This window comes from Corallococcus sp. CA041A (assembly GCF_003612075.1).
In the GTDB taxonomy this organism is placed as follows: domain Bacteria; phylum Myxococcota; class Myxococcia; order Myxococcales; family Myxococcaceae; genus Corallococcus; species Corallococcus exiguus.
The window spans coordinates 16,397-41,275 of sequence record NZ_RAWF01000014.1 but is presented as its reverse complement, the minus strand read 5'-3'; the positions used below and the strand labels follow the sequence as shown (position 1 = coordinate 41,275).

The 24,879-nt window shown below is 67.9% G+C and carries 24 protein-coding genes; 10 read left to right on the top strand and 14 right to left on the bottom strand.

The annotated features are described in order from the left end of the window. Window positions 1-11: 11 nt before the first annotated feature. Window positions 12-869 carry a DUF2911 domain-containing protein gene (locus D7V77_RS04735; RefSeq protein ID WP_120575074.1) on the bottom strand — a complete coding sequence of 286 codons (858 nt, stop codon included), beginning with the start codon at window positions 867-869 and terminating at the stop codon, window positions 12-14. Window positions 870-1,029: 160 nt separating this feature from the next. On the opposite strand from D7V77_RS04735, the gene D7V77_RS04730 reads away from it, so the two are divergent. Next, on the top strand, window positions 1,030-2,373 hold the full coding sequence (locus tag D7V77_RS04730; RefSeq protein WP_120575073.1) for a PQQ-dependent sugar dehydrogenase: 1,344 nt from the start codon (window positions 1,030-1,032) through the stop codon (window positions 2,371-2,373). Between the two features lie 468 nt (window positions 2,374-2,841). Next, entirely contained in the window at window positions 2,842-4,320 is a 1,479-nt protein-coding gene (locus D7V77_RS04715) for an FAD-dependent monooxygenase (protein ID WP_120575071.1), read from the top strand. 27 nt (window positions 4,321-4,347) lie between these two features. Here the strand turns inward: D7V77_RS04715 and D7V77_RS04710 are convergent, their stop codons facing one another. Together D7V77_RS04710 and D7V77_RS04705 are read right to left on the bottom strand one after the other, a co-directional pair. Then, complete coding sequence (locus D7V77_RS04710) at window positions 4,348-4,689, bottom strand: hypothetical protein (protein WP_120575070.1); 342 nt, start codon at window positions 4,687-4,689, stop codon at window positions 4,348-4,350. Window positions 4,690-4,901: 212 nt separating this feature from the next. Beyond that, complete coding sequence (locus D7V77_RS04705; RefSeq protein ID WP_120575069.1) at window positions 4,902-5,930, bottom strand: hypothetical protein; 1,029 nt, start codon at window positions 5,928-5,930, stop codon at window positions 4,902-4,904. Between the two features lie 384 nt (window positions 5,931-6,314). On the opposite strand from D7V77_RS04705, the gene D7V77_RS04695 reads away from it, so the two are divergent. Further along, entirely contained in the window at window positions 6,315-7,388 is a 1,074-nt protein-coding gene (locus D7V77_RS04695; RefSeq protein WP_120575067.1) for a DUF3592 domain-containing protein, read from the top strand. A gap of 3 nt (window positions 7,389-7,391) precedes the next feature. Here the strand turns inward: D7V77_RS04695 and D7V77_RS04690 are convergent, their stop codons facing one another. Continuing rightward, the gene (locus tag D7V77_RS04690) at window positions 7,392-8,294 is read right to left on the bottom strand and encodes a LysR family transcriptional regulator (RefSeq protein WP_169819575.1); all 903 of its coding nucleotides are present in this window, start codon (window positions 8,292-8,294) and stop codon (window positions 7,392-7,394) included. 105 nt (window positions 8,295-8,399) lie between these two features. On the opposite strand from D7V77_RS04690, the gene D7V77_RS04685 reads away from it, so the two are divergent. Together D7V77_RS04685 and D7V77_RS04680 are read left to right on the top strand one after the other, a co-directional pair. Further along, entirely contained in the window at window positions 8,400-9,272 is an 873-nt protein-coding gene (locus tag D7V77_RS04685; protein ID WP_120575065.1) for an aldo/keto reductase family oxidoreductase, read from the top strand. Between the two features lie 69 nt (window positions 9,273-9,341). Continuing rightward, a complete protein-coding gene (locus D7V77_RS04680) occupies window positions 9,342-9,920 on the top strand; it encodes a TMEM175 family protein (protein ID WP_169819574.1) in 579 nt (192 codons plus the stop codon). 11 nt (window positions 9,921-9,931) lie between these two features. On the opposite strand, the gene D7V77_RS04675 is transcribed toward D7V77_RS04680, so the two are convergent. The 3 genes from D7V77_RS04675 to D7V77_RS04665 form a co-directional block, all read right to left on the bottom strand. Further along, window positions 9,932-10,846: an RNA polymerase sigma-70 factor gene (locus tag D7V77_RS04675; protein WP_120575063.1), complete on the bottom strand. Its 915-nt coding sequence runs from the start codon at window positions 10,844-10,846 to the stop codon at window positions 9,932-9,934. Beyond that, window positions 10,843-11,439: a carboxymuconolactone decarboxylase family protein gene (locus tag D7V77_RS04670; protein ID WP_120575062.1), complete on the bottom strand. Its 597-nt coding sequence runs from the start codon at window positions 11,437-11,439 to the stop codon at window positions 10,843-10,845. Before D7V77_RS04670 ends, D7V77_RS04675 begins: the two co-directional genes overlap by 4 nt. A gap of 90 nt (window positions 11,440-11,529) precedes the next feature. Further along, window positions 11,530-12,450 carry a pyridoxal-phosphate dependent enzyme gene (locus D7V77_RS04665; protein ID WP_120575061.1) on the bottom strand — a complete coding sequence of 307 codons (921 nt, stop codon included), beginning with the start codon at window positions 12,448-12,450 and terminating at the stop codon, window positions 11,530-11,532. Between the two features lie 145 nt (window positions 12,451-12,595). On the opposite strand from D7V77_RS04665, the gene D7V77_RS04660 reads away from it, so the two are divergent. Then, a complete protein-coding gene (locus D7V77_RS04660; RefSeq protein ID WP_120575060.1) occupies window positions 12,596-13,495 on the top strand; it encodes a LysR family transcriptional regulator in 900 nt (299 codons plus the stop codon). 137 nt (window positions 13,496-13,632) lie between these two features. On the opposite strand, the gene D7V77_RS04655 is transcribed toward D7V77_RS04660, so the two are convergent. The 3 genes from D7V77_RS04655 to D7V77_RS04645 form a co-directional block, all read right to left on the bottom strand. After that, window positions 13,633-14,217: a class I SAM-dependent methyltransferase gene (locus D7V77_RS04655; protein ID WP_120575059.1), complete on the bottom strand. Its 585-nt coding sequence runs from the start codon at window positions 14,215-14,217 to the stop codon at window positions 13,633-13,635. A 3-nt stretch (window positions 14,218-14,220) separates the two neighbouring features. Next, window positions 14,221-14,589 carry a hypothetical protein gene (locus D7V77_RS04650; protein WP_233596690.1) on the bottom strand — a complete coding sequence of 123 codons (369 nt, stop codon included), beginning with the start codon at window positions 14,587-14,589 and terminating at the stop codon, window positions 14,221-14,223. A gap of 213 nt (window positions 14,590-14,802) precedes the next feature. Next, window positions 14,803-15,303 carry a hypothetical protein gene (locus D7V77_RS04645; protein WP_126932851.1) on the bottom strand — a complete coding sequence of 167 codons (501 nt, stop codon included), beginning with the start codon at window positions 15,301-15,303 and terminating at the stop codon, window positions 14,803-14,805. A gap of 226 nt (window positions 15,304-15,529) precedes the next feature. Here D7V77_RS04645 and D7V77_RS04640 point away from each other — a divergent pair, with 226 nt between their 5' ends. Continuing rightward, on the top strand, window positions 15,530-16,636 hold the full coding sequence (locus D7V77_RS04640) for a helix-turn-helix transcriptional regulator (RefSeq protein ID WP_120575057.1): 1,107 nt from the start codon (window positions 15,530-15,532) through the stop codon (window positions 16,634-16,636). 90 nt (window positions 16,637-16,726) lie between these two features. On the opposite strand, the gene D7V77_RS04635 is transcribed toward D7V77_RS04640, so the two are convergent. Beyond that, window positions 16,727-17,188 (bottom strand): hypothetical protein, encoded by a 462-nt coding sequence (locus tag D7V77_RS04635; protein WP_233596689.1) that lies wholly within the window; start codon window positions 17,186-17,188, stop codon window positions 16,727-16,729. Between the two features lie 261 nt (window positions 17,189-17,449). Between D7V77_RS04635 and D7V77_RS44580 the strand changes: the two genes are divergently transcribed. Next, on the top strand, window positions 17,450-18,136 hold the full coding sequence (locus tag D7V77_RS44580; RefSeq protein WP_233596688.1) for a hypothetical protein: 687 nt from the start codon (window positions 17,450-17,452) through the stop codon (window positions 18,134-18,136). Window positions 18,137-18,182: 46 nt separating this feature from the next. On the opposite strand, the gene D7V77_RS04625 is transcribed toward D7V77_RS44580, so the two are convergent. After that, the gene (locus D7V77_RS04625) at window positions 18,183-19,175 is read right to left on the bottom strand and encodes an NAD(P)/FAD-dependent oxidoreductase (RefSeq protein WP_120575056.1); all 993 of its coding nucleotides are present in this window, start codon (window positions 19,173-19,175) and stop codon (window positions 18,183-18,185) included. Here D7V77_RS04625 and D7V77_RS04620 point away from each other — a divergent pair. Next, on the top strand, window positions 19,092-19,541 hold the full coding sequence (locus tag D7V77_RS04620; protein ID WP_120575089.1) for a TetR/AcrR family transcriptional regulator C-terminal domain-containing protein: 450 nt from the start codon (window positions 19,092-19,094) through the stop codon (window positions 19,539-19,541). The genes D7V77_RS04625 and D7V77_RS04620 overlap by 84 nt on opposite strands. A gap of 28 nt (window positions 19,542-19,569) precedes the next feature. Here D7V77_RS04620 and D7V77_RS04615 read toward each other — a convergent pair whose 3' ends face one another. Both D7V77_RS04615 and D7V77_RS04610 read right to left on the bottom strand, forming a co-directional pair. Further along, window positions 19,570-19,962, bottom strand: a complete 393-nt coding sequence (locus tag D7V77_RS04615; protein ID WP_120575055.1) for a GFA family protein — start codon at window positions 19,960-19,962, stop codon at window positions 19,570-19,572. Between the two features lie 29 nt (window positions 19,963-19,991). Next, window positions 19,992-21,731, bottom strand: a complete 1,740-nt coding sequence (locus D7V77_RS04610) for a hypothetical protein (RefSeq protein WP_120575054.1) — start codon at window positions 21,729-21,731, stop codon at window positions 19,992-19,994. 200 nt (window positions 21,732-21,931) lie between these two features. Between D7V77_RS04610 and D7V77_RS04605 the strand changes: the two genes are divergently transcribed. Then, window positions 21,932-24,862, top strand: a complete 2,931-nt coding sequence (locus D7V77_RS04605) for a PQQ-dependent sugar dehydrogenase (protein ID WP_120575053.1) — start codon at window positions 21,932-21,934, stop codon at window positions 24,860-24,862. The last annotated feature ends 17 nt before the right edge of the window (window positions 24,863-24,879 follow it).

Sequence of the window (24,879 nt, the reverse complement as noted above, 5' to 3'; positions counted from 1 at the left end):
GCGAAAGCGGGCTACTTCTTGTTCTTCCACTCCGCCAGCGACTGGGTGACCTGATCACGGGCGTAGAAGTTCTTGTCCTTCTGCCCCAGGTCCCACGCGGTCTGCGCGGCCTTGCGGGCCTCGGCGTACTTGCCCATCTGCGACAGGACGTTCGCGCGGGTCCAGTGGGCGTACCACGTGGGGTTGGCGGCCACGGCCGCGTCGGCGTGCTTCAGCGCGGCGGGAAGGTCCTGGGGGGTGCCCGCCAGGTAGGAGGCCGCGCTCGCGTGCATGCTGGCCGCGCTCTTCTCCGCCTGCTCGATGTTGGCCTTCGCGAAGGCGGCGGTGTCCACCGTGATGGGCACGGAGACGCGCAGCTTCTCCCACTCCAGGTCCAGCCGCGTGCTGGTGTCCGTGGTGTCGGTGAAGAGGTACGTCAGGCGCTCGCGCGCCGGAATCGCCGCGGTGGTGGCGCTCACCGAGGCCACGTCCTTGGAGGCGTCATAGGGCGCGGCGCCGCGCCACAGGCCCAGGTCCGTGTTCAGCATCACCTTCCAGCCCTTCTGCGAGGGCAGGCTGACGATGGCATAGGAACCGGCCGGGACGGCCTTGTCGCCGAAGGTGACAGGGTGGCTGAAGGTGATCTTCGTCGCCGCGTTGGCGCCGCTGCGCCACGCCTTGTCATTGGGGACCAGCTCGCCCCAGACCTTCCGGCCCTTCACTCCCGGGCTGGAATATTCGACGGAGATTTCGGAGACACCCACCGCCTGCGACACCTTCGCCGCGGGACTGGGGGCCGGCAGTTGGAGCTGAGCCAGCGCGGGCGTCGCCGCCAGGGTCATGAGCGCGGAGGCCATACAGCCGAAAAGCGGGTTCCTCATCGTCTTCACTTCGTCCTTTCCGACCCGCGAAGGGTCGCAGTGCCCGCGGAGTGTAGGGACGCGCAGTCGGATGTCCACCACCACCACCCGTCGTAACGCGCCCTTCCCAGTCGACCCGAAGAACGAGATGTTCGACCCTTCCTCCTTTTCCCCCTCTGGAGTGAGTCGCATGCGCATCCTGACAACGTCCCTCATCGTCGCCACCCTCCTGGTCGGTTGCCAGGAGGATCCAGAACCCACACCCCAGGACTCGGGCGTCACGCAGCAGGACTCGGGCGTTCCCCCACAGGACGCGGGCGTCACTGAAGACGCGGGCGTCACTGAAGACGCGGGCGTCACTGAAGACGCGGGCGCCCCGGAAGATCCGCTCCCCAGCGGCCCCCCGGTTCCGCGGGGCCCGCCCAACGTGCCTGAAAACACGCCGGCCTTCCCCGGGCAGACGCGCGTCCCCGCCATCCAGACGAAGACGCCCTTCCAGGTCACCGAGATTGCCTCGGGCTTCAGGAACCCCTGGGCCATCGCCTTCCTGCCGGACCAGCGCATGCTGGTGACGGAGAAGGCCACCGGCTCGCTCTACATCGTCACGCAGCAGGGCGCGAAGTCCCCCGCCGTCAGCGGCCTGCCCGCCGTGGACGCGCGCGGTCAGGGCGGCTTGCTCGACGTGGAGGTGGGCCCGGACTACGCCGAGAGCGGGCGCATCTACTGGACCTATACCGAGCCCCGCACGGGCGGCAACGGGCTGGCGGTGGCGCGCGCGCGGCTGGTGGACGGAGCGCAGCCTCGCGTGGAGAACGTCCAGGTCATCTTCCGCATGATGCCCACGCTCGAGTCGACGCTGCACTCCGGGGGACGGATGGTGTTCACCCCGGACGGCAAGCTGTTCGTCACGCTCGGGGAGCGCTCCATCCTCGCGGGCCGTGTCCAGGCCCAGGACGTGAAGAGCCACTTCGGAAAGATCGTCCGCATCAATCCCGACGGCAGCGTCCCCCAGGACAACCCGTACCTGAACAACCCGGAGGCGAAGCCGGAGATCTGGTCCATCGGTCACCGCAACGTCCTGTCCGCGGCGCTCGACAGCCAGAACCGGCTGTGGACGGTGGAGATGGGGCCGCAGGGAGGTGACGAAGTGAACCGCCCCGAGGCGGGCAAGGACTACGGCTGGCCCACCATCGGGTATGGCGAGGAGTACTCCGGCGCGCCCATCCACCAGAGCACCCAGGCTCCGGGCATGGAGCAGCCCGTGTACTACTGGGACCCGGTGATCGCGCCCTCCGGGATGACCATCTACTCCGGGACCCTGTTCCCCGAGTGGCGGAACAACATGTTCATCGGCGGCCTGGCCGCCCAGACGATGGTGCGGCTCATGGTGCGCAATGACCGCGTGGTGGGCGAGGAGCACCTCCTCAAGAACCTGAACGCGCGCATCCGCGAGGTGGTGCAGGGCCCCGAAGGCGCCCTCTACCTGCTCACCGACGCCACCAACGGCAAGCTGCTCAAGGTCACGCCGGAGTGAAGCATCCGTAGGCCACGCGCTCCCCACTCCCCGAGAGAATCAAACCTCGGGGAGCGAAAGGGGCGCCGTGGCGACTCCGCGGGCATCCAGGCCAGCCCCAGGTTCCTGGCGCTGCCCGAGCTCACGGTCTGGATATCCCCACCGTCCGCCAGATTGGCGGCATGGAGGCTGCTGCCTCGGGGCGACTGTAGAAGACGGTACGGTTGGGCGTACCTCCACGAGGCGTTCTACCCCGGCAAGCGTGCGTGGGCCGTGGCGTGCGAGGAGTTGATGACAAGCCCAACCCCGCAGGGACGGGTTGAAAGCAAACCACGGCCACCCTGATTCGGGCACGGGCTCGGGTTCGCCTCGGCAGCCCTCTCCGCTCTTTCCACAGCCAGCAAATGCCAGACCCCGGGTGTTGCCGCAAGCCCCCCCGGCCATGCTCCACCATCGCCCGTTTCGGTCCACGAGCGGGAGGTCGGAGAGATGCACACGGACAGGGTGACGCAGCACGCGGTGGTGATTGCAGGAGGAGGCCCGACCGGGCTGATGCTGGCGGCGGAGCTGGCGTTGGCGCAGGTGGACGTGGCCATCGTCGAGCGTCGCGCCAGTCAGGAGGTCGCCGGCTCTCGCGCGCGCGGCCTGCACGCGCGCAGCCTGGAGGTGCTCGACCAGCGCGGGGTCGTCGAGCGCTTCACCTCGCAAGGGCAAGCGGTCCAGAACGTCGCGTTCGGGCAGGCGCCCCTGGACCTCAGCGACTTCCCGACGCGTCACAACCATGGGCTCGCGCTCTTGCAGGAGCGCTTCGAGCGCATCCTGGCGGAGTGGGTGGCCCAGCTGGCGGTGCCCATCTACCGTGGGTGCGAGGTGACGGGCTTCGCGCAGGACGACACCGGCGTCGACGTCGCGCTGTCCGACGGCCGTGCGCTGCGGGCGAAGTACCTCGTCGGGTGCGACGGGGGTCGCAGCCTCGTCCGCAAGCAGGCGGGCATCGGGTTCCCGGGGTGGGACGCGTCCATCAGCTACCTCATCGCCGAGGTCGAGATGACCGGAGCGCCGACGTTCGGCATCCGCCGGGACGAGAAGGGCACCTACGCCATGGGCAGGCTGGAGGACGGACGCGTGGGCGTCGTGCTGAGAGAGGAGCAGGTCTGCACGGGCGACGCACCGACCCTCGAAACTCTGCGCGAGGGACTCGTCGCGCTCCACGGGACGGACTACGGCCTGCGCGGCGCCACGTACCTCTCCAGGTTCACCGACATGACGCGGCAGGCAGCGTCCTACCGGGACCGGCGGGTGCTCCTGGCCGGTGACGCGGCCCACGTGCACTCGCCCATGGGCGGACAGGGGCTCAACCTCGGAGTGCAGGACGCCGTGAACCTGGGGTGGAAGCTGGCCCAGGTCGTGCGCGGCGTCTCACCGGAGGACCTGCTGGACACGTACCAGGCCGAGCGGCACCCCGTCGCGGCCCGTGCGCTGCGCAAGACCATGGCGCAGACCGCGCTGAGCCGCGGTGACGCGCGCATGGACGCCGTGCGCGAGACGCTGTCTGAGTTGCTGCGGATGGACGGGCCACGCAAGGAATACGCGGCGATGATGTCGGGGCTGGACGTCCGCTACGACCTGGGCGACGGACACCCGCTGCTCGGGCGCCGCATGCCGGACCTCGACCTGGTCACCGCCGACGGCCCCCGGCGCGTGTTCCACCTGTTGCACGACGCGCGGCCGGTGCTGCTCGACCTGGGCGAGCCCGGCACGCTCGACGGCACGCCCTGGGCGGACCGGGTTCGGTGCGTCGCTGCGCGCTACACGGGGGCGTGGGAGCTCCCGGTGCTCGGCTCGGTCACGGCGCCCGTCGCGGTGCTGATCCGACCGGACGGACACGTCGCGTGGGTCGGGGAGGGCACGGGTCAGGGTCTGCGTGAGGCCCTGACCCGATGGTTCGGCCCGGCGCTTGCCGCGTAACGCGTTTCGCTTGCCGCTAGCCCGGCGTCAGAAGTGGCAGGTCCAGTCCGAGCCGCAGTAGCCCGCGACGCCGTTGCAGCTGCACTCCCAGTTCTCGGTGCAGATCTGCTCGGTGCAGAACGGACCACCAGGGCCACCGCCACCGCCCGTGTAGGTGAACTCGCAGGTGTTCTGGACGCAGGTCGCGGTGCGAGCGCTGGGGCAGGAGTTCCGGCAGTCCTGGTCCGTGTCGCAAATGCTCTCATGACAGATGGGGCCGAGCATGGCCTGGCTGGAGGAGGATTCCTCGTGGCTCGCGTTCGGGGCTTCCGCGGAGGCCACGGAGGCGGCGAGGAGGGTCGCGGCGAACAACTGACGGAAGAAGGACATGGGGCTCCTTGAGGGAAAGGCGCGACATCCGGAGATGTCGCGCCTCGATAAGCATACAGGCCCCACGTTGTGGATGAACGGGTTCAGCCCGCCTCCCTCAACGGGGCCCCATGCGTTCTATCCTCAAGACAACTCTCGAAGTGTGCTCGCTGCGCATCGCATCAACTCGACAGTCCACCCGCTCCGGCTGACGCCAATCGCAGACGGCGGCGCTACAAGAACTCGTCCCCTCCCCCAGTCTCCGGATCCTGGGCGGAGAGGAGGACATCCCCGGGCCGCTGCTCCACGCGGAGGCCCAGGCCCAGGGCCGTCAACTCCTCGAGCGCGGCGAGGGCCTCCATGACGGGCGGGACATCGGCGACCCTGGCCGGCACGGCGATGCGCTCGAGACGCGAGCCCACCTGTTCCAGCAGCGCGTGCGGAGGGAGTGCCTCGATGTATCGGCCATACAGATAGGCGGGCGCGGTCAGATGGGCGACGCCGGAGGGCGAAACGGTCGCGACATACGCATCGAAGCGCGCCCTCACTTCCTCCACCGGAGTGTCCTGACGCCACAAGCCGAGCAGGGAGCGCAGGAAGTCCATCAACGGTTGCGACCAGGACGAGCCCATCTGGGCCGAGGCGACCTCCAGCGCCCGCTCGGCGCGTGCGGGGTCGGGCTCGACGAAGAACAGCGGCAGCACCTCCTCGATGCCTGGAGTGTAGAGGGGCTCCGCGAGTTGCTCCGGCGCGCCCGCGAACGAGCGCAGCGTCTCGGGTTCGAGCGGCTCACCCGCCAGCCAGCGGCACCACAGCGCCTCCAGCGAGCCCGCGGCGAGCGACGCGCGGCGCAGCAGATGGGGGCGTGCCTGCTCCACGCCTCCGAACAACAAGACGGTCACCAGGTCCCCGGCGGGAGGCCCCTCGGGAAACTCGAGCGCATCCGCCCCCGTCCAGCGCGCGTACCGCTTGCGCTTCAGGTCGCGCTGGACCTCGCTCGCCACCTCGCTCCACGCGGACCAGGGCACACCGAGCGCCGCGTAGTCCTTCCGGAGGCGCTCATCCGCGGGGGCCGAGACCTCGTTGGGGCGCTTCTTGAAGTCGGCCCGCACGCGCTTGAGCTCCTTCGCGAGCGCGGGCAGTTCCTCCGCCGGACAGCCGCCGGTCAGGAGCCGGAGGTGGGAGATGGGAACGCCGTGCAACTTGAGCAGCCAGGCCTTGAACGCCGACCAGGCGGGTGCGGAGAGGTGTCGGATTTCCACGGTCTGTCCTCGAACAGGCTGCGCCTGAGGCATTGGCGAATGGCACGAATGGCCGGCGCGCATGGAACTCCGCCATCAGCGTGCCTCCGGTGAGCTTCTCCACATGGGGCCCGCCGGTGATGAGCTGGTTCGCCGCGCACGGCGCCAGGGCCTCGACGCGTGCCGCGCACGCCCGCGACACCCGCTGCCTGCCCCAGACGAACGCCCCGCCCAGCAACAAGGCCACGCCACCAACGAGCCATTTCAGGATGCGCACCGAGAACCCCTCGTCTTCGACCGCCCATGGGAAGGCGCTGTGCCCGGCCAGAATTTGTTCGCGGCATCAGGAGTGCGTCAAGGAGAGGCCGCTTCGTTCATTCCGGAGCCGCCCTGTAGACTGAGGCCATGTCATCTCGCGCGACATCCTCCGCCTTGTGGCTCCTGGTCCTGTTGCCGCTGACAGCCGGCATGTTGGCCGCGGATTTCTTTGTCGTATCCACCGCGGTCCTCCAGGCGCAGTCCTCGAGCTGGCCGACCGTGCAGGGCACCATCACCCGGAGCGAGGTGGAGACGGTGCGCTCGAACAAGAGCACCACCTATCGCCTGAAGCTGGCCTACACCTACTCCGTCGCCGGACAGTCCCATGAGGGCGACAAGCGCCGCTTGTACTCATGGAGTACGGGGGACCTCGAGCCCGTGGAGGCGCTGGTGACGCGCTACCCCGTGGGGGCCAGCATCCCCGTGTACTACCGCCCCGCTCAGCCATCGGAGGCGGTGTTGCAGCCGGGCCCCGGGAGCGCGGAGCTGTTCATGCTCATGTTCCTGCTGCCCTTCAATCTGCTGGCGATCTGGCCGTGGATCATGGTGTCGCGAAGCTGGAGGCGAGAGCCGCCGCACGTGCCCACCTTCGTCCGGGAGGACGGCAGCGAGTGCGTGACGCTCACGGAGATGGGGACCACCATCTGGGTGTTCCTGGCCTTGGGTGGATCCGCCTTCCTTTGCGGCGTGCTCGGAGGAGTCACCGGGGGACACAACGCACCGGCGATCGTGGGCGTGGGGGCCTGGGGGGTCGTCATCGCCTGCGGTGTGCTCACCGGACGGCTGTCGAGCGCATGGCGGAAGGCCGGGCGCTACGATCTGCGCCTCCACGTCCAGGCGCGCAGTCTTTCCCTGCCGCCCGTCTCCGGACGGAAGCACCGGCTCGACCTACGGTGGCGCGACGTGCGGGCGATCCGCGTCGACCCGCCGGTTCGCGGGAACCAACGGGGAAGCGTCAACCGCTACCCTCTCACGCTCGAACACGTCACCGCCGACGGCGAAGCGCGCCGGGAAACCATCGACTCCTTCCTCCGCGAGGAGCAGGCGGAAGCCATGGCACACTGGCTGCGGACGCACCTCGACGTTGGCGAGGCGGCTCCGGAAGAACGGCGCGCCGCGCAGCCTCGCGCCAGGCCTCCAGGCCGCCAGCGACTGTCTTGAATGTCAGCTCCACGGTGTCGACTTGATGAAGTCGACGAACGTGCGCAGCGGCACCGGCAGGTGCTTCCGGCCTGAATAGTAGAGGAAGGGCCCCGAGAAGCTCGGCCACCACCGTTCGAGCACGGGCTCCAGTTCTCCCCGGTCCATGTACGGGCGCAACCAGTCCTCCAACAGATAGACGATTCCACCGCCCGCGACCGCGGACTCCACGGCGAGGTCGGTGCTCGTGTTGAGGCTGAAGAGCAGCGGCCCCTTGGGTTCGACGTGGATCGTCTCTCCACGACGCTCAAACTCCCACGCATACACCGGTCCGCTCAGCAAACGCCCGCGCAGGCAGTCGTGTTCGAGCAGCTCGCGAGGATGCTTCGGTCGGCCCCGACGCTCGAGGTATGCGGGCGAGGCGGCAGCCGCGTAACGCTGCGTGCGTGGCCCGATGGGCACCGCCACCATGTCCTGCTCGAGTCGCTCCTCGTAGCGGATCCCGGCGTCATAGCCTTCCGCGACCACGTCGATGAGCCTCTCTTCGGCGGTCACCTCCATGGAGATGTCGGGGTACTTCGCGAGGAACGGCTGCACGATGCGAGGGAGGATGAGGCGCGCGGCGGCGATGGGCACATTGAGCCTCAAGCGCCCCGCGGGCCGGTCACGGAAGGTGTTCACCACGTCCAGTGCGGACCGCACTTCCCCCAGCGCTGGCGTGAGCCGTTCGAGCAAACGCGCCCCCGCGTCCGTCGGCGTCACGCTGCGCGTGTTCCTGTTGAGCAGGCGAACGCCCAGACGGGACTCGAGGCGGCGGATCGCATCACCCAAACGGGAGGCGCTCGTGCCCGACGCGCGAGCCGCGCTGCGGAAGCCGCCCTCGCGAGCGACCGCCAGGAACGCCGTGAGATCAGAGAGGTCATCCATCACCGTGCGGATTTTCGCACGACCTGTGCGGATTGCCACCGATAGTCGCGCAGTGATTCCTTGCGTAAACGAGTGGGAAACCTCGAACAACGAAGGAGCCTCGCCGTGGCCCACCATCACATCTCCAACAGCTATCGCATTGGCACACACACCGTTCGCCGCGTGGGTTACGGCGCGATGCAGCTCTCCGGCCCCGGCGTCTTCGGCCCGCCCAGGGACCGCAAGGCGGCAGTCGCGGTGCTGCAAGAGGCCATCGCCCAGGGCGTCGACCATCTGGACACCAGTGACATCTACGGCCCCCACGTGACCAACCAGCTCATCCGTGAGGCGCTGCACCCGTATCGCGATGGTCTGGTGATCGCCACGAAGGTCGGCGCGGTCCGCGGGCCCAACGGTTCGTGGGAGCCCGCGTTCTCCCCCGCTGACCTCGAACGCGCGGTCCACGACAACCTGCGCAATCTCGGGCTCGAGGTGCTCGATGTCGTGAACTTCCGTGCGATGTTCAGCGCCGCGGGCCCGGTGGAAGGCTCCATCGAGGCGCCGCTCACCGCGCTCGCGGAGCTTCAGCAGCGAGGCCTCATCCGCCACATCGGCTTGAGCAACGTCACGCCGACGCAGGTCGCCGAGGGCCGCAAGGTCGCCGAGATCGTCTGCGTGCAGAACCACTACAACCTGGCGCACCGGAGTGACGACGCCCTGCTCGACCAGCTCGCCGCCACGGGTACGGCCTACGTGCCGTTCTACCCGCTGGGCGGTTTCACGCCGCTGCAGTCGAGCGCGCTGAACGACGTGGCCGCGCGGTTGGGCGCGACACCGATGCAGGTGGCGCTGGCCTGGCTCCTGCACCGGTCCCCCAACGTGCTTCTCATCCCGGGTACGTCGTCAATCACACACCTCCGGGAGAACCTCGCCAGTGCGGAGCTCACCTTGAGCGCGGAGGACATGGACACCTTGAACCATCTTGCAGAGCGGACCTGACCGCATGCGAGCGGGCCCCCATTCCGCCTATCCTGGGCCAGCGGACTCGAAGCGTGCATGGGGGGCAGCATGGACAAGCACCGGCTGGAAGCGTTCAGCGACGGCGTCATCGCCATCATCATCACCATCATGGTGCTGGAGCTCAGGGTACCGCACGGCAGCCAACTGGCCGACCTGCGGCCGCTGATCCCTGTCTTCCTCAGCTATGTGCTCAGCTTCATCTACATCGGCATCTACTGGAACAACCACCATCACCTCCTGCACACCATCACCCATGTCACCGGCGGCGTGCTGTGGGCGAACCTGTACTTGTTGTTCTGGCTGTCGCTGATCCCCTTCGCCACCGGCTGGATGGGCGAAAACCATTTCTCGGCCGTGCCGCTGGCGCTCTATGGTTTCGTGCTCCTGATGAGCGCCTTCGCCTGGAGGCTGCTGCAAACCCGCCTGGTGGTGATGCAAGGCCAGCAGTCGGCACTGGCCCTGGCGGTCGGGCGCGATTTCAAGGGCAAGATTTCACCGCTCTTCTATCTGGCCGGCATCGTCAGCGCCTTCTTCAACGGGCATTTCTCCGAGGCAATCTATGTGCTGGCCGCGATGATGTGGCTGGTGCCGGATCGCCGCTTCGAGAAGGCGACGCATGCAAGCTAGGCCTCGGACCGCTACCGGCTCAGCATCACCTGCTCGCCGAGCCGGCCCATCTTTTGAGGGTTGCGCATGGCATAGATCCGGGTAATCCGGCCGCTCTCGACGACGACGCTGATTGCTGTGTCGAGGTTTCCATCGATGTCGACACGGAGCGAGGGCGCTCCGTTGAGCCACATGGTCGCGATCCGGGCGCCAGGCGCGAGCGTGGGGAAGCGGGACAGGAGCCGGGCCACGCGATCGCCGCCGACAATCGGGGTCCGGACCGCAGTCACCACGCCGCCGCCGTCCGCGACCAGCACCACGTTGGGCGCGAGCACGTCGAGCAGGCTCTTCAAATCGCCGGAGTTGACCGCGGCCATGAACCGCTCCAGGACCGCCTGCTGCTCTGCCCGGCCGACCTGCATCCGGGGTCGACGCGCGGCCACGTGCTCCCGCGCCCGGTGGGCAATCTGCCGGACGGCGGCGGGCGTCTTGTCGAGCGCCGGGGCAATCTCGTCGTACGGCACGTCGAAGACCTCCCGGAGCACGAACACCACCCGCTCGGCCGGAGTCAGGGTCTCCAGCACGGTGAGCATCGCGATGGAAACGCTCTCCGCGAGCGCGAGGTCCTCGGCGACGTCGGGGCTGGTGAGCAGCGGCTCGGGCAGCCATTGGCCGACGTACTCCTCCTTGCGGCGGGTGAGCGTGCGCAGCCGGTTGAGCGCCTGGCGGGTGACGATCCGGACCAGGTAGCTGCGCGGGTCGCGCACCTCCGCCCGGCTTGCATCACCGATGTCCGCCCACCGCAGCCAGGTCTCCTGCACGACGTCCTCGGCGTCGGCCGCGGAGCCGAGCATCTCGTACGCGATCGTGAAGAGCAGGCTGCGCTGGGTGACGAAGAGGTCCTCCGAGCCTGGCGGAGCGCCGGCCGCATCGGGAGAGGACGTCATGACGTGGACGCCTCCCCCGGCCTTGCGCTCGGCTGGGCCATCGGCTTCAGCCCACACGAGGCGGCGAAGCCCTCCGACTCGATGCCCAGGGCGGTGTTGGAGCGGGTCGTCAGGTTGGCGAACCCAATGACCGTGGTGAGCTCGATGAGCGCCGCGGCCCCCAGCTGCGCCCGCAGGCTCGCGACCATCTCATCCGTCACCGTGGGGGGCGTCTGGCTCACCGCCTCGGCATACTCCAGCACCTCCCGTTCCAGGGAGGTGAACACGGCCGACTCCCGCCACCGCGGAATCTCCCGCGCCTTGGCGACGTCCAACCCCTGGTTGTGGGCCATGAAGTAGTTGAAGTCCAGACAGAACGAGCAGCCCACCAGCGAAGCCACCACCATGTGCGCATACGACTTCAGGCTCTCATCGCACTGGTCCCACTTCTGGAGCTTCTGCCCGAAGCCCATGCTGGCCTTGAGCACCGGCAGGTGGTGCCACATCACGCCAAGTGACTTGGGGACCCGGCCGAACGTCCGGCTGGCGAACAACTTCGCCATGGCGCCATGGAGTCCGGTGAGCTCCTTCGGGGGAATCCTGGTCGAGGTCATGTCTTCTCCGGTGTCAGCATCGGGTGCCGTCGGCCTGAAGACACCGGTCCTCCGCGGGATGTGACATCCCCCGAAGAGGGCTCCACCGTTTCATCGCTCCCGGCCGCCCAATGCCCGCAGATGCTCAACCGTAGCCGTGACGCCACCGCAGACGATCACCGCGATGCGTGACGCGGCGGCAAGCGCCGGCGACGCCGAGTCGAGCGCGGCCAGTGCGGCCCCGCACGCGGGCTCCACCAGAATCCGGTGTTCGTCGAGAAACCGCAGGGAGGCCGCCACGGCTGCCGCATCGGACACAACGATGGTGTCGATCGCGTGGCGCGTCGCCCACTCAACCGCGGCGTCACAAGGCCTCTTCGCGCCGAGCGACGTGGCGACGCTCGAAATCCCTGGCAATTCGACGGGTCGCCCCTGCGCGACCGAACGCGCATAGCAGTCCGCGCCCTGGGTCTCGGCCGCGACGACCGGCACATCGCCCCAGCCGTTGCGCGCCAGCCCTTCGAGCACGCCGCACAGCAACCCGCCGCCGCCAACCGCCAGCACGACTGCGTCCGGCTTCGGCCCGGCTGCCGCCATCTCGTCGATCATCGTTGAATGGCCCTGCCACAGCACGGGATCGTCGAAGGGATGCACGAACGCGTCGTGCGAGCCGATCACGGATTGCGCGAACGTGTTCGCCTCTGCCCACGAAGCGCCGTGGACGATCAACTCCGCGCCTTCGAGACGGATCAGCTCGCGTGCGCGCGCGGACGTGCTCTCCGGAACAACGACGAGCACGGGCACGCCGAGCTCGCGACCGGAATAGGCGACCGCAATGCCCGCGTTGCCGCCCGAAGACGACACGAAACGACGGGCGCCTGCCGCGCGCCGCGCGTCGCATACCGCACCGACGCCGCGCAGCTTGAACGACCCGGACGGCTGCATCGCCTCGAGCTTGAGCAGGACGTCTTTGCCGAGCCGGCGGGACGCGGCTTGCGAACGGAGGTAGGGAGTCTGGATATGGAGTGGCATGCGAAGAAGTGCGGCAAACGTCCGCGACGCGCGGACAGGTGTCACGACGCAGGCCAACCTAGACCGGGCCACCCATACCTCCCAATACCATTCACGGCAGCATGCTATACCTTCCAGGCATATCCACGGAACGGACAGACACTGCATGCGACAGGTCGAGTTGCGCCATCTACGCTACTTCGTGGCGGTCGCCGAAGCCGGCAGTGTGATGGCCGGCGCCCGCGCAATCGGGATTGTGCAACCCGCGCTTTCCCGCCAGCTCCGCGAGCTTGAGGAGGCGATCGGCACCCCGCTGTTGATCCGCCGCTCGACGGGCATCGCGCTCACCGCGGCCGGCGCGAGCTTCCTGCAGGACGCTACGCGCATGCTCGCCGAGCTGCAGGGCAGCCGCGAACGTGCGCTGCGCAGCGCGGCTGGCCAACTCGGCGAGCTGCGTCTCGGCGTGCTGCCGAACTATTTCCCATTGCCTGTGGTGTCGAACGTTCTCAAGGCCTTCCGGAACGCCTGCCCGGACGTGATGCTGTCCATCTCGCCAATGCTGTCGGCCGAGCAGGCGACCGCGATCGCACACGGCGACCTCGATGGCGGCATCATGGCGTGGCGGCAGGACGAGGCGCCGCATCTGTCAGGCACGCGGCTGCTACGCGACCGGTTCGTGCTCGCGATGCTATCCACGCCGGGCCAGCGCTTCCGCGCCCCCCGTCAACTGGCCGAACTCGCAGGCGCGCCGTTTGTCTGGTTCGACCCGCTCCGGTCCGCCGCGAATCACCGGTTCTTGCTCGAGCAGTGCCGGCGGGCTGGCTTCACGCCTCGCATCGCGCAGGTCGGCAGCGACATCCCGACGCTCATCGGGCTCGTCGCGGCTGGAATGGGCTACGCGTTCGTGCCGGAGAGCACTTCATCGACGTGCCCGAGCACGGTGCGACTGGTCGCGCTTGACGAACTCGACGGCCGCTTCGACGTCGAATTCGTGTATGACGGCCAGGCGGGCTCGCCGGTCGTGCAGCAATTCCTCGCGGCGCTGCGCGCGACCGCCAACGCATGAGCGGGACCGCGCCGGAGGTCGCAACATCGACAGCGCGTGCGGGGCTGCCTTGCCGCACGCAGCGTGCGCCAGTCCGCGGCTCACTCCCCAGGACGGCGCAATCCAAACGCCTCCGGCCGGTGCGTCGCGGATGGCGTTCAGCCGCCCGATCCCGTCTTGCGCGACAGGTAGTAGGCGTTCCCGCCCGGGTCCGTGTGCGTCGCTTCCAGCGAGAGCCCGTGCGCGCGCAGCAGGTCGCGATACCCGTCGACGCTGTACGAGTGATAGCGGAACGGGACGCCATTCATCGGCTCGCCGTCGATGGAGCCGTGGGCGTCGCCCGAGGTGAAGAGGAACGCGGCGCCAGGTTTCAATGCCCGCGCGATATGGGTGATTGCCTGTTCCTGCTCTTCGTGGCGCAGGTGGAACAAGACGCCCCACGCGATGGCGGCATCGAACGCCTGCTCCTGAAGCTCACAGGACTGGATGGGCGCGCACTTCACCGGCACGTGGGGGAAGTTCGCTTGAAACCGCGCCAGCAACTCGCGGGAGCTATCCACGCCCATCACATGGCAGCCATGCTCCAGCAGCACCCGCGTCAGCGGCAGTCCCGTGCCGCAGCCGACGTCCAGCACCGAGGCACCGGCCGGCAGTGAGACTGCGAGCGCCGTCACTTCCGGGACGCCCATGGGGCCCGCGCGGTGGGATGCATACCAGTCCGCGATCAAATCGTACTCGTGCATGCGTCAGTCTCCGCTATCGGAGCCGAAGTCGCGAGCCACGTGCGCCCTCAGGACTCGCGCGAAGCTCTCACGCTGCCTTGCCCCGGAACGACGCAGGGAGTCCTGTTCGGAAATCCAAGACGATTCAAGCCGCCTCGAATCCTCGCTCACCACCTCGACGAGCGCTCCGAGGAAGTGCCGGACACGTTCCGGCTCCAGTCGTGCGGAGGGTGGCACGGCATTCCACTCCTGCTCCTCCACTTGGGTGAGCACCTCCTCTTCAAAGGTGACCACCCGGAACGTGATGGAGAGAGCGCCGTCCGGACGCTGCTGGGTGTCCACCCAGTGGAGGGCGCTCTCAAGCGGTGAACGCACCACTTGGGTGCTTGCCATGGCACCCTGCTCGACGGGAGGCACTGGGTGCGAGCCCGAGGTGTACACAGCGATCGCTCCTGGAATCGACATGGCACGCTCCCACCCGATGCAGGGCCCGGCGTCATCCACCGGGAGCCGTTCGGGTAGGCCGCACTCTTCCCACATTGTAGACCCGGCATCCATCCAGGACGCCCGGAGCCGAGAAGCTCCGGGCGCTGACTGCGCGGAGGGCTAGCGACTGACCCAGAAGGACCTGCTGCCGCAGGAGACCGCCCGTTTGAAGAACGCAACGTCGAGTGCCGCCCCCTTGTCGTCGACCGCGGCCACCAGTTGCACGGTGTCGCTGAGTCTGTTCGCGGGAATCCTGACGGTTGTCCCAGCCGCCACACCGCCACGGACCTCGAAGACGACCACACGCTTCGTGGGGTCAAAGACGACGATCCCTCCCACCCTTCTCGTGATGTTCACCAAGACGTAGTCCGCCGAGCTATTGATGTCGCCCATCGTTTCGCCCTGGCCCCCCGAGCTGTCGCCCCTGGGCGTGTAGGTCGACTCGTGCCACTTCCCTTCCTCATCGAAGTAGCCAGCCCAGACAGCCTCGTGATTTTGATCGTAGAGGATGACTCTGTTGCCCGTCTCCCCCATGTGCCAACCGCCGGGAAGGGCTTCGGCCTTGCCTCCAACCAGAAAGACACTGACAGCCAGAATGCATGCAAACAGTTGATTGCGCATTGACTCTCTCCTTGGCGTACAGCGGGGTTACCACCGTGAGCACCGGCCCACGGGCAAGCTCGGTTCAGTCACTGGCATTCGCATGAGTTCCACTCGACGACGGAGCTCGCGGAAAGTACGGGAACCCGTTGAAAGCGGGCATCACCCATAGGGGTGACGCTGTCCCGCATGGTAAAACCATCCCAAACGTCGTGCTTACGCTTGAATCCAGACGTGGAGGAAAGTCATGCGCGTGAAGGGCCAGCCGGATTCCATGCAGCGGGAGCAGGTGCTGTTGGATGTCATGACAGCGCTGACCAGCTCACTCGACATGAAAGAGGTCTTCTCCGAGTCCCACAGGATTCTGTCGCGCGTGCTGGCCGCGGACTTTGGCGGGCTCTGCGTGTCCAGACCCGGTGAGCCCGGCCAATACGACTGGCCCATGATCCAGGACATGCCCCAGGTCTTCTTTGACCGCTACCCGGAGATTTCACACGAGTGCTTCGTGAGCGCCGCGGTGGTCCAGCAGCCCAACACCGTGCTGCGGGAGTCCGAGATGCTGTCGCGCCTGGAGATGAGGAACAGCGCCATGTACGCGCACTGCCGGGAGATGCACATGCCGGTGGAGCGCATCCTGTCTGTGTCACTGGACATGGGGCTGGGCTGGCACAGCGGCTTCACCCTGTACCGGGAGAACCGGAAGGCCTTCTCGGAGCAGGAGCAGGCCTTTCTTCAACGCCTGACGCCCATCCTGGCCAGAACGGTTCGCAACTGTCTCATGCTGGGAGACCTGGTCCGTCAGGGAGACCTCCTGGACCAGCTCTTCCGCCATACAGGGCTTGAGAGCATCGTGCTGAGCCCACCGGCCATCGAGCTGATGCGCACGCCCCGCTCCACGGCGCTGCTCCATCGCTGGTTCCCGGATGAGCCCTGTGGCCGCTTCGGCCTGCCCCAGGTCCTCCTGGACGCCTTGGAGCGGCTCAGTCGCTCCGGACAGCGGATGCTCGCCGGGCAGGACGTCCTGACGTTCCGGCGGCTGGGGCGGAGCTTGAAGGTGACGTTCCTCCCGTTGCCAGCCCATCCCGGGAGAACGCCCTGGGCGCTGTTGTTCCAGGAGGTGTCTCACAGCGTTCAGGTTCCCACCGAGTGGCGCAAGCGGCTCACCCCTCGCGAGCTGGACGTGGTTCAGCGCGTCTTGAATGGTTGGGACAACCGAACCATCGCGGAGGACATGGGAAGCTCGCTGAACACGTTGAAGACGCACCTGAAGCGGGTCTTCGTCAAGCTGGCCGTGCCCAGCCGCGCCAAGCTGATCCTCCTCGCGCAGGAGCAGAGCGCCGAGGCAGCAGGGTAGGCTCCCCGTGTCGGACGCGCCACCAGCCTCGCCTCTATCGGCGCGAGGAGCTCCCTCCCGCGCTGAGACCTGTCAGTCGTTCCGGGAGTTTCATCGAGGCCCCGAGGGCACGGGGTTGACGGTGGTGAGCGCGGGCGGCGATGCGGTCAGAGAACCCAGGTAGAGCCGGCCATGGAATCCGTCAGGCTGCTGGGACGTGAAGAGCTTCAGTCCCTCGGCCTGCTTGGAGGACTGCCATGCCTCGAGCGCCGGGCTGATGCCGAAGACGTTGCACTCCACGCCCTCGTTCCAGACGTTGTAGCGGCAGGCGAACTGGGTGCCTCGCTGGAAGCCCACGTCCAGGACACGCACCGAGGGCAGGACACGTGCCACGCGAGCGCCCATGGGCTCGAAGTCGCCATCCCAGCTCGCCTCCGTGGTGCGCGCGTGGACGCTGCCCGTGAGGACCAGCGTCCAGGCCTGGGGACGCTCCGATCGGGCGTTCAGCAGGTGCTGGGCCATCTGCGCCTCGCGCTCATTGCCGTGGGCCCTGTCGGCGTCGATGGCGGCCACGGCCACATCCTTTCCGGAGACGCGCAAGCGGCGGGCCTGCTCGCGAGCCACAGGCGCATGGATGCCGCGACCGTCCGCAGCGAGCCCCTCGCCCACCCAGACCCTGGTTTCGCTGTCGCGCTCGAACTCCTTTGACGGGATGCTTCAGGGCCCACCGGAGTCCCTCACCCCTGAACAGAAGAGCGACTTGATCGCGTTCCTGCGCCGGCTCTGATTCATCTCACAGGGAACCCCCGTGCGGGCCCAGACGTCCACAGGCGCATGGTCCCCATCCTGCTGCTCCTCGCCCTGCCCCCTGTCGACGCGGAGCCCGAGCCCCCAAGTCCAGAGCGTCCCTATGCCGAGGTGGTCGCCGGGTTGGAGGCCCGACGACAGGACTTCGGCACACGGTGGCACCAGCCCGGCGTCAAGCGCACATCCCTGCGGGACGAGGCCCGTTCAACCGTACTGGATGCCATCACCCGACAGCTGATGCCGGCCTGGTACGGCACGCCCTGGGATTTCTACGGCCACAGCCAGACTCCCGGAACCGGGAGCATTGCCTGTGGCTACTTCGTCTCCACCGTACTGCGGGACGCGGGCTTCCGAATCGAGCGCGTACGGATGGCCCAACAGCCCGCCGAGCACATCGTGAAGACGCTGGCACCCGCGCTGAAGACCTGGCGGTTTCGCGACCGTCCTGTGTCCGAAGTCATCGACCGGTTGAGGAGCGCCGGTGCCGGGCTCTACGTCGTCGGACTCGACTACCACGTCGGGCTCCTCTGGAACGACAGCGCGAAGGTATGGATGTGTCACTCGTCCTACCTGGGCGAAGCCAAGGTCGTCTGCGAGGACGCGCTCACCTCCCCGGCGATGGTGTCGCGCTACCACGTCGTCGGGAAGCTGCTCGAGGACGGGATGATGGACGCCTGGATGAAGGGGCGGGCTCTCCCGACCTTCATCCCGTAGCCCAGGTGGAACCCAAGACTTCCGGAATGACACGGCACCTCAGGCATCAGGACTGCCCGCGGGATGACGTGCTCTCCCGGACCGGTGCGGCGCCGCCGGTCAGCAGGTTGATCAGCCCATGCGGTGCGTTGTCATCGTTGAAGCAGAGCGTGTGGATCCTCGCGGCCTCGGCTGAGGCATCCACGCTCCTCAGGAACATGGCCTCCTCGTACTCGGCGACCGCGGCATCGAAGTCGCCCCGGTGCGCGGCCAGGGCCTTGCCCAGCTCGGCGCCGTCGTACATCGCGAGGTTCGCGCCCTCACCGTCGGGCGGGTTCAGATGCGCGGCGTCGCCGAGCAGTGTCACACCGGGCACGTGAGTCCACCGATGTCCTGGCGGGAGCGCATGGATCTTCCGGAGGACGGGGGCTGTCTCACCGTCGGTGATCAGCGCGGTGAGCTCTGGCGCCCAGCCGTCGAACTCCGCCGCGACTCGAGCCTTCACCTCCTTCGGGTCGGAGAAGTCGATGTCCGTGAACCACTCCTGCGGCCGGCTGAGCGCGACGTAGGTGTGCAGGACGCCGTGGGGCTCGCGGTGGGCGAGGATGGCCTTGCTGGGTGCGAGGACGTAGAGGGCTCCTCCTCCGACGAGCTTCGCGCTGGCCGGGTGGCGTGCGTCGGCGTCGAGCAGGTAGGTCTCGACGAACGAGGTGCCGACATACGCGGGCTTCGCGTCGGACAGCAGCGGCCGGACCTTCGACCAGGCGCCGTCCGCGCCCACCACGAGGCTCGCCGTCACGCTCGCCCCATCCGCGAACGTCAGCGTGTGCTGCCCGCCGCCGAGCGAGCGGATGGACGTGACCTTGCGTCCCCACTGCACGGTGCCGTCAGGCAGCGAGTCGAGGAGGATGCGCCGCAGTTCGCCGCGCGGCACCTCGGGGCGAACGCCGCTGCCGACGTCGTCGTCGCCCGCGCGATGCCCGAAGTCCCCGCCTCCGCCACGCCCCAGGAATCGCTTCGCGGGCTCGCCGTCGCGGTGTTCGAGACGGTCGATGCGCATCCGTGGGTGGGCGCGCAGCTCTCTCGCGCCCCGTGGGAGTCTCCGATGCTGCGGATCTTCGAGCGCATCGGGCACCAGCTCCAGGCGATGGGGCTTTCAGACAGAGCCTGGTTCACGGCGGGGTCGACGCTGATGAGCTACATCGTCGGCGTGAGCATCCAGAATGCCGCGAACGGCCGCATGCTCGATCCGTCCGTGGACCGCGTTGAGTTCCTCAACACGGTGTCGGCCCGGTGGAAGGAGCTCGACGCGAATGAGTATCCGTTCACCCGCAAGCTCGCCGCCCAACTGCCCGGGCACGACGACCTCGCCGAGTTCCTGGCCGGCATCGATCTCATCCTGAAGGGGATCGCGGCCTCCCGCTAAAGGCGGTTCCCCTGGCGTCCGCGGGAACCTACTTTGGCGGGATCGTGTCGAACCGCGGCACCCCGTCCGCCACGTCGTAATAGTCGCCCTTGTTGGCCATGTAGACATGGACGGCGATGCGGGTGTGGGTAGGCGTGTCGAAGGCTCCCAACGCGATTCCCATCCAATCGCGTTGAAGCGGATCCCAGAACAGCGACGAGCCGCAGACAGAGCAGAACCCGCGACGCGCCTTCTCGGACGACTGGAACCAGCCGACCTTGTCCGCGCCCTCGATCGTGACGGCGGAGCGCGGCACGTCGGTCGAGACGAAGTAGTGGCCCGAGTGCTTGCGACACCGGGTGCAGTGGCAGGCGTCAGGGGCGGGCAGCTCGCCCTCCACGGTGAAGCGGACCGCGCCGCACAAGCAGGAACCGCGATGCATGGACGACCTCCTCTCGACACCCGCTTCGGTCAGCGCATGTCCTCCGGCCACTTGCGCTCCACGCCGGTGGGGTTCTGATTGTACAGCTCCGCGAGCCGGGCCTTCACCTCCTCCACGGTGCCGACGATGACGTAGCTCCGCGTCTTGATGTCCTCCGGCACGCCGCCCGACATCCCGAAGGTGACGCTGAGCTTGGAGCAGTCGTCCGTGGGGTTGTTGAGGTCGAACTGGTGCAGGCGGTACTGGAGGTCCGGCAGCGCCTCGTCCGGCGACCAGATGGCCATGGCATGCTTGCCGTCCTCCGTGGCGACGATGAGCGGCACGTTGCCCGCCTCATCCTTGAAGCCGCCCGGCTTCGGGTCCTCCGAGTGCACCCGGGGGTACTCGCGCGACTCGCCCGTCGCCGGGTCGAAGCGGTAGTGCTTCTCGAACTCGCGGTTGACGTAGGTGGTGGGGGCCTCGACGTAGGCCGTGTCGTGGGGCGCGGCGAGGTGGATGTGGCTGTCGTACTGGATGACGTTGTCGTGACCGCCCACGCCGACGGTGATGTCCTTGGTGATGAGATCCTCGGAGACCAGGGTCGTGTTCTTGGCGTGGGAAACGCCGTTGTACGGGCCCGCCTCCTCTCCCGGCTCCAGCCAGTAGGCGGGATGCACGGTGCTGGTCATGTGGCCCGGCTGCGCGCCGTAGCCCACCACCTGCGTCGTGGAAATGGGGTCCGTGCCGTTCCGGTGGCTCCCCGCCTCGGTGGGCATCAGGGCCTCGTTGTAACCGTCCAGGGAGAAGGCCACCTGCATCTGCCGGCCATGGTCCTTGTTGTTGATGTACTCCTTGCCGTCGTAGACGAGGCGGGTCACAGCGCCGCCGTGGCTCGCGGAGGTGCCCATTTGCACCGTCGCGTTGCCGAAGGAGGTGTCCCCGTTCAACGGGCCGGTGGTGCCGTAGGGGCCCGTGGGCTGCTGGACGCCCCCTGGGTCCTGCGTCGGCGCCGCGGTCATGTCCCCGCCGGGCCACGTGGTGCCCAGGCGCTGTCCATCCTTGGAGAAGGCCTGCACCTTGCCGCCAAGGTCGGCGAGGTAGCCGTTCTGGAACTCCTGGAAGGGCACCGCGTCGGGCTTGCCGGAGGCGACCCGGGCGTCACGGAACGCCTTCACCATCGGATCATCGAGGAAGGGCGGACGGGTCTTCACGGCGTCCTCGAGGCCGGAGTTGGGGTAGCCCAGGCGGGAGTTGGTGCCCTGCCGGCCATGGGTGAAGGTGTTGTCCGAGTAGGCCTTGCAGATGTCGCCGTGCACCTCGAAGGACACCCACTGGTTGCGGTCCTCGGGCTTCAGGGCCTGGCCTGGAGGCGGACGGCAGAAGGTGTAGAGCTGCATCTGCCGCTCGCCGGTGGCGGGGAAGTCCTGGAAGAAGGCGGGGACGTTCTCGTTGCCGGACACGGTGGAGCGGCCCGCGGCATACATGGGCGAGCGGGAACCATGCATGGCCTGGTCGGCGGCGAGGTCCGGCAGGGTGGTGCCGCGCTTGCGGGTGAGCTCGGCCTCCGCATTGCCTTTGAATTGTTCGCACCAGGCCTGCCAATCATCCACGGACGGGTTGGACACGTCCGGAGGAGGCGTGCTCTCCGCCAGGGCCCTGTAGGACGAGGATGTCGAGGGCCGGGACCGCGGTTCGAAGCTGCTGTGGAAGAACAACTCCCGGAGCGTGCGCTCGGCGGTGGAGTCCTGGGACGTCGTTGCCTGCGACGCCGGCTCCGAAACCGAAGACACGCGGATACCGTTCTGACCCGATTGGAAACGAGAAACACTGTCCATGTGAGCCTCCCCCCTGAGGCATGCCGCGATATCCGCTGCACTCATGACGATGGCCGGGGGAATCCATTGCCGAACTGCTGAATCGGCCCCGGCCGAACGGGACTTCAGTGTAAAAGCGGGAATCACCACCCGCAGTTCGACCGGGATGAGCAGCGATGACAGGAACGAATGTACGAGCCGTCGTGTGCGCGGTCTTCTCCCTCCTCGTGGGCTGCTCGACGCAGCCCCCCCCGGAGCTGGCGGAAGCGCGAGCGGCCGCGGTCATGCAAGACGCCAATTTCGCCGACTCGGTCTTTGTCAGTGGCCTCCAGGGCCCCACCACCATGACCTTCGCGCCTGACGGGCGCCTGTTCATCTCGGAGAAGAATGGTTCGCTGCGTGTCGTCGTGAACGGCCAGCTTCTGGCGACTCCGTTCATGACGCTCGCCGTGGACAACGACAACGAGCGTGGGCTGATGGGCGTCGCGTTCGATCCCAACTTCGCCAGCAACCACTATCTCTACGTCTATTACACGTCGGTCGCCGGCAGCATCCACAACCGGGTCAGCCGCTTCACCGCCAACGGCAACGTGGTGGTTCCCGGAAGCGAGCTGGTGCTCGCCGACTTTCCGACGCTCGACGCCGCCAACCACAACGGCGGCGCGGTCCGCTTCGGACTCGACGGCAAGCTCTATGTCTCCGTCGGAGAGAACGCGGTCTCCTCCAATTCGCAGAGCCTGAACACGCCGCTCGGCAAGCTGCTGCGCTTCAACCCGGACGGCAGCATCCCCACGGACAATCCGTTCTATGCGACCGCCACCGGGCTCGCGAAGGCGACCTGGGCGATGGGACTGCGCAACCCCTTCACCTTCGACGTTCAACCCGGCACGGGCATCCTGTTCATCAACGACGTGGGCGAAGGCGGCTGGGAAGAGATCAACCGCGGCCAGGCCGGTGCCAACTACGGCTGGCCGATGACGGAGGGCTATTTCACGAACCGCCCGGAGCTCACGCAGCCGTTCCATGCGTACCCGCATGGCTCCGGCACGGCCGCCGGCAACTGCATCGCGGGCGGTGCCTTCTACAATCCACCCGTCTCGGCCTTTCCCAGCGCGTATGTCGGTCAGTACTTCTTCGCGGACTACACCAACAATTGGATCGCGCGCATCGACCCGAACACCGGTGCGAATTCGCTCTTCGCGACGGCCGCCGCGGGACCCGTGGACCTCGATGTCGGGCCCGATGGCGCGCTCTACTACCTGGCGCGCGGCTCGGGCCAGGTAGGCCGCATCGCCTACACGGCCTCGCTGCCGCCGAGCATCGCGCAGCAGCCGGCGAGCACGTTGGTATCGGTCGGCTATCCTGCCACCTTCACGGTGTCGGCGAGCGGCGAGCCGCCCCTCACCTACCGGTGGCAGCGCAACGGCGTGGACATCGCTGGCGCGACCTCGCCGAGCTACGAGCTGACCGCCGCGCAGCTCTCCGACAGCGGCGCGCGCTTCCGCGCGGTCGTGACCAACGGGCTTGGCTCGGCCACCAGCGCCGAGGCCGTGCTGACGGTGACGTCCAACAAGCCGCCGGTGGCCACGATCGTGACGCCGGCCACGGGCGCGACCTACATCGCCTCCACCAACCTGACGTTCTCCGGCTCGGCCAGCGACCTGGAGGATGGCGCGCTGCCTCCGAGCGCGATGACCTGGAACATCACCTTCCATCACGACACCCACACGCACCCGGCCATGGCGGATACCACCGGCATCGCGAGTGGGAGCTGGCCCGTCCCGAGCATCGGCGAGAGCTCAGCCAATGTCTGGTATCGCCTGCGGCTCACGGTGCGCGACTCGATTGGCCTCACCCACACGACGTATCGCGACGTCCACCCCGTCACGGTCCCGCTCACGGTGACCAGCGTGCCGAGCGGCCTGCAGGTCCTGATGGACGGGCGGCCGGTCGCGGCGCCGCACGAAACGACGGGCGTGGTCGGTGTCGTCCGCTCCGTGGGCGCCGAGTCGCCGCAGTATGCGGGCGGTAGGTTCTGGGCGTTCTCGTCGTGGTCTGACGGAGGCGCGCAATCACACACCTTCATCACGCCTGGCAGCGCGGCCACCTACACCGCCTGGTTCGTCGAGACCTCGGGCGGGAGCTGCTATCAGATTCAAAGCGAGCGCACCGACAAGTGGCTCACCGTCAACGTCGCGGGCAAGGTCATCGCCGGCAGCACGACGCAAGCCGGCGGGCAGGTCTTCCAGCTCGTTCCGAGCGGCACCCAGTACAAGCTCAAGGGCTCGGGAGACGCGTTCCTGACGGTGGTGGCGAACCAGCTCACGATGGGCGCCAACTTCACCAGCGGGGAGTCGTTCACCCAGCTGGCCTGCGGCTACGGCGGGCGCACCCGCGTCGGCTTCCGGGCCTCCGTGGGGAGCGCGCCCCATTGGAAGGAAACCGCGCCGGGCGAGCCCATCCAGAGTGGTGACGGCGGCAATGGCGGCGCCTGCAATCCGGCCGATGGTGGGGCCTGGGAGGCCTTCTACCTCGAACCGGTTTCCTGCCCGGGCAGCGGCGGCGGCCCCGTGTGCGGCAACGGCACGGTCGAGAGCGGCGAGCAGTGCGACGATGGCAACACCCAGCCGGGCGATGGCTGCGATGCGACCTGCCATACCGAGGCCAGCGGCAGCGCGGGCTGCTTCCGCATCCAGAGTGAGCGCACCGACCAGTGGCTCACCGTCGACGGCGCGGGCAAGGTGGCTGCCCTCGGCACGACGCAGACCGGTGGCGAGGTCTTCGAGCTCGTCACCAGTGGCGCGAAATACAAGCTCAAGGGAACCAGCGGCGCGTACCTGGCGGTGGTCGCGGATCAGCTCACCCTGAATGCCTCGCTCGGCACGGCGGAGTCGTTCACCCGCCACGCATGCGGCGTCTTCGGCGGCCGCAATCGCTATGGCTTCGAATCGACGACAGGCACCGCGCGCAACTGGAAGGAGAACACCCCCGGCGCTCCCATCCAGAGCGGCAATGGCGGCAACGGAGGCATCTGCAATCCCACCGACACGGGCTCGTGGGAAGCCTTCTACCTCGAGCCCGCGACCTGCCCCCAATCGGGTCCGTAGTCGAAGGCCTCCAGCAC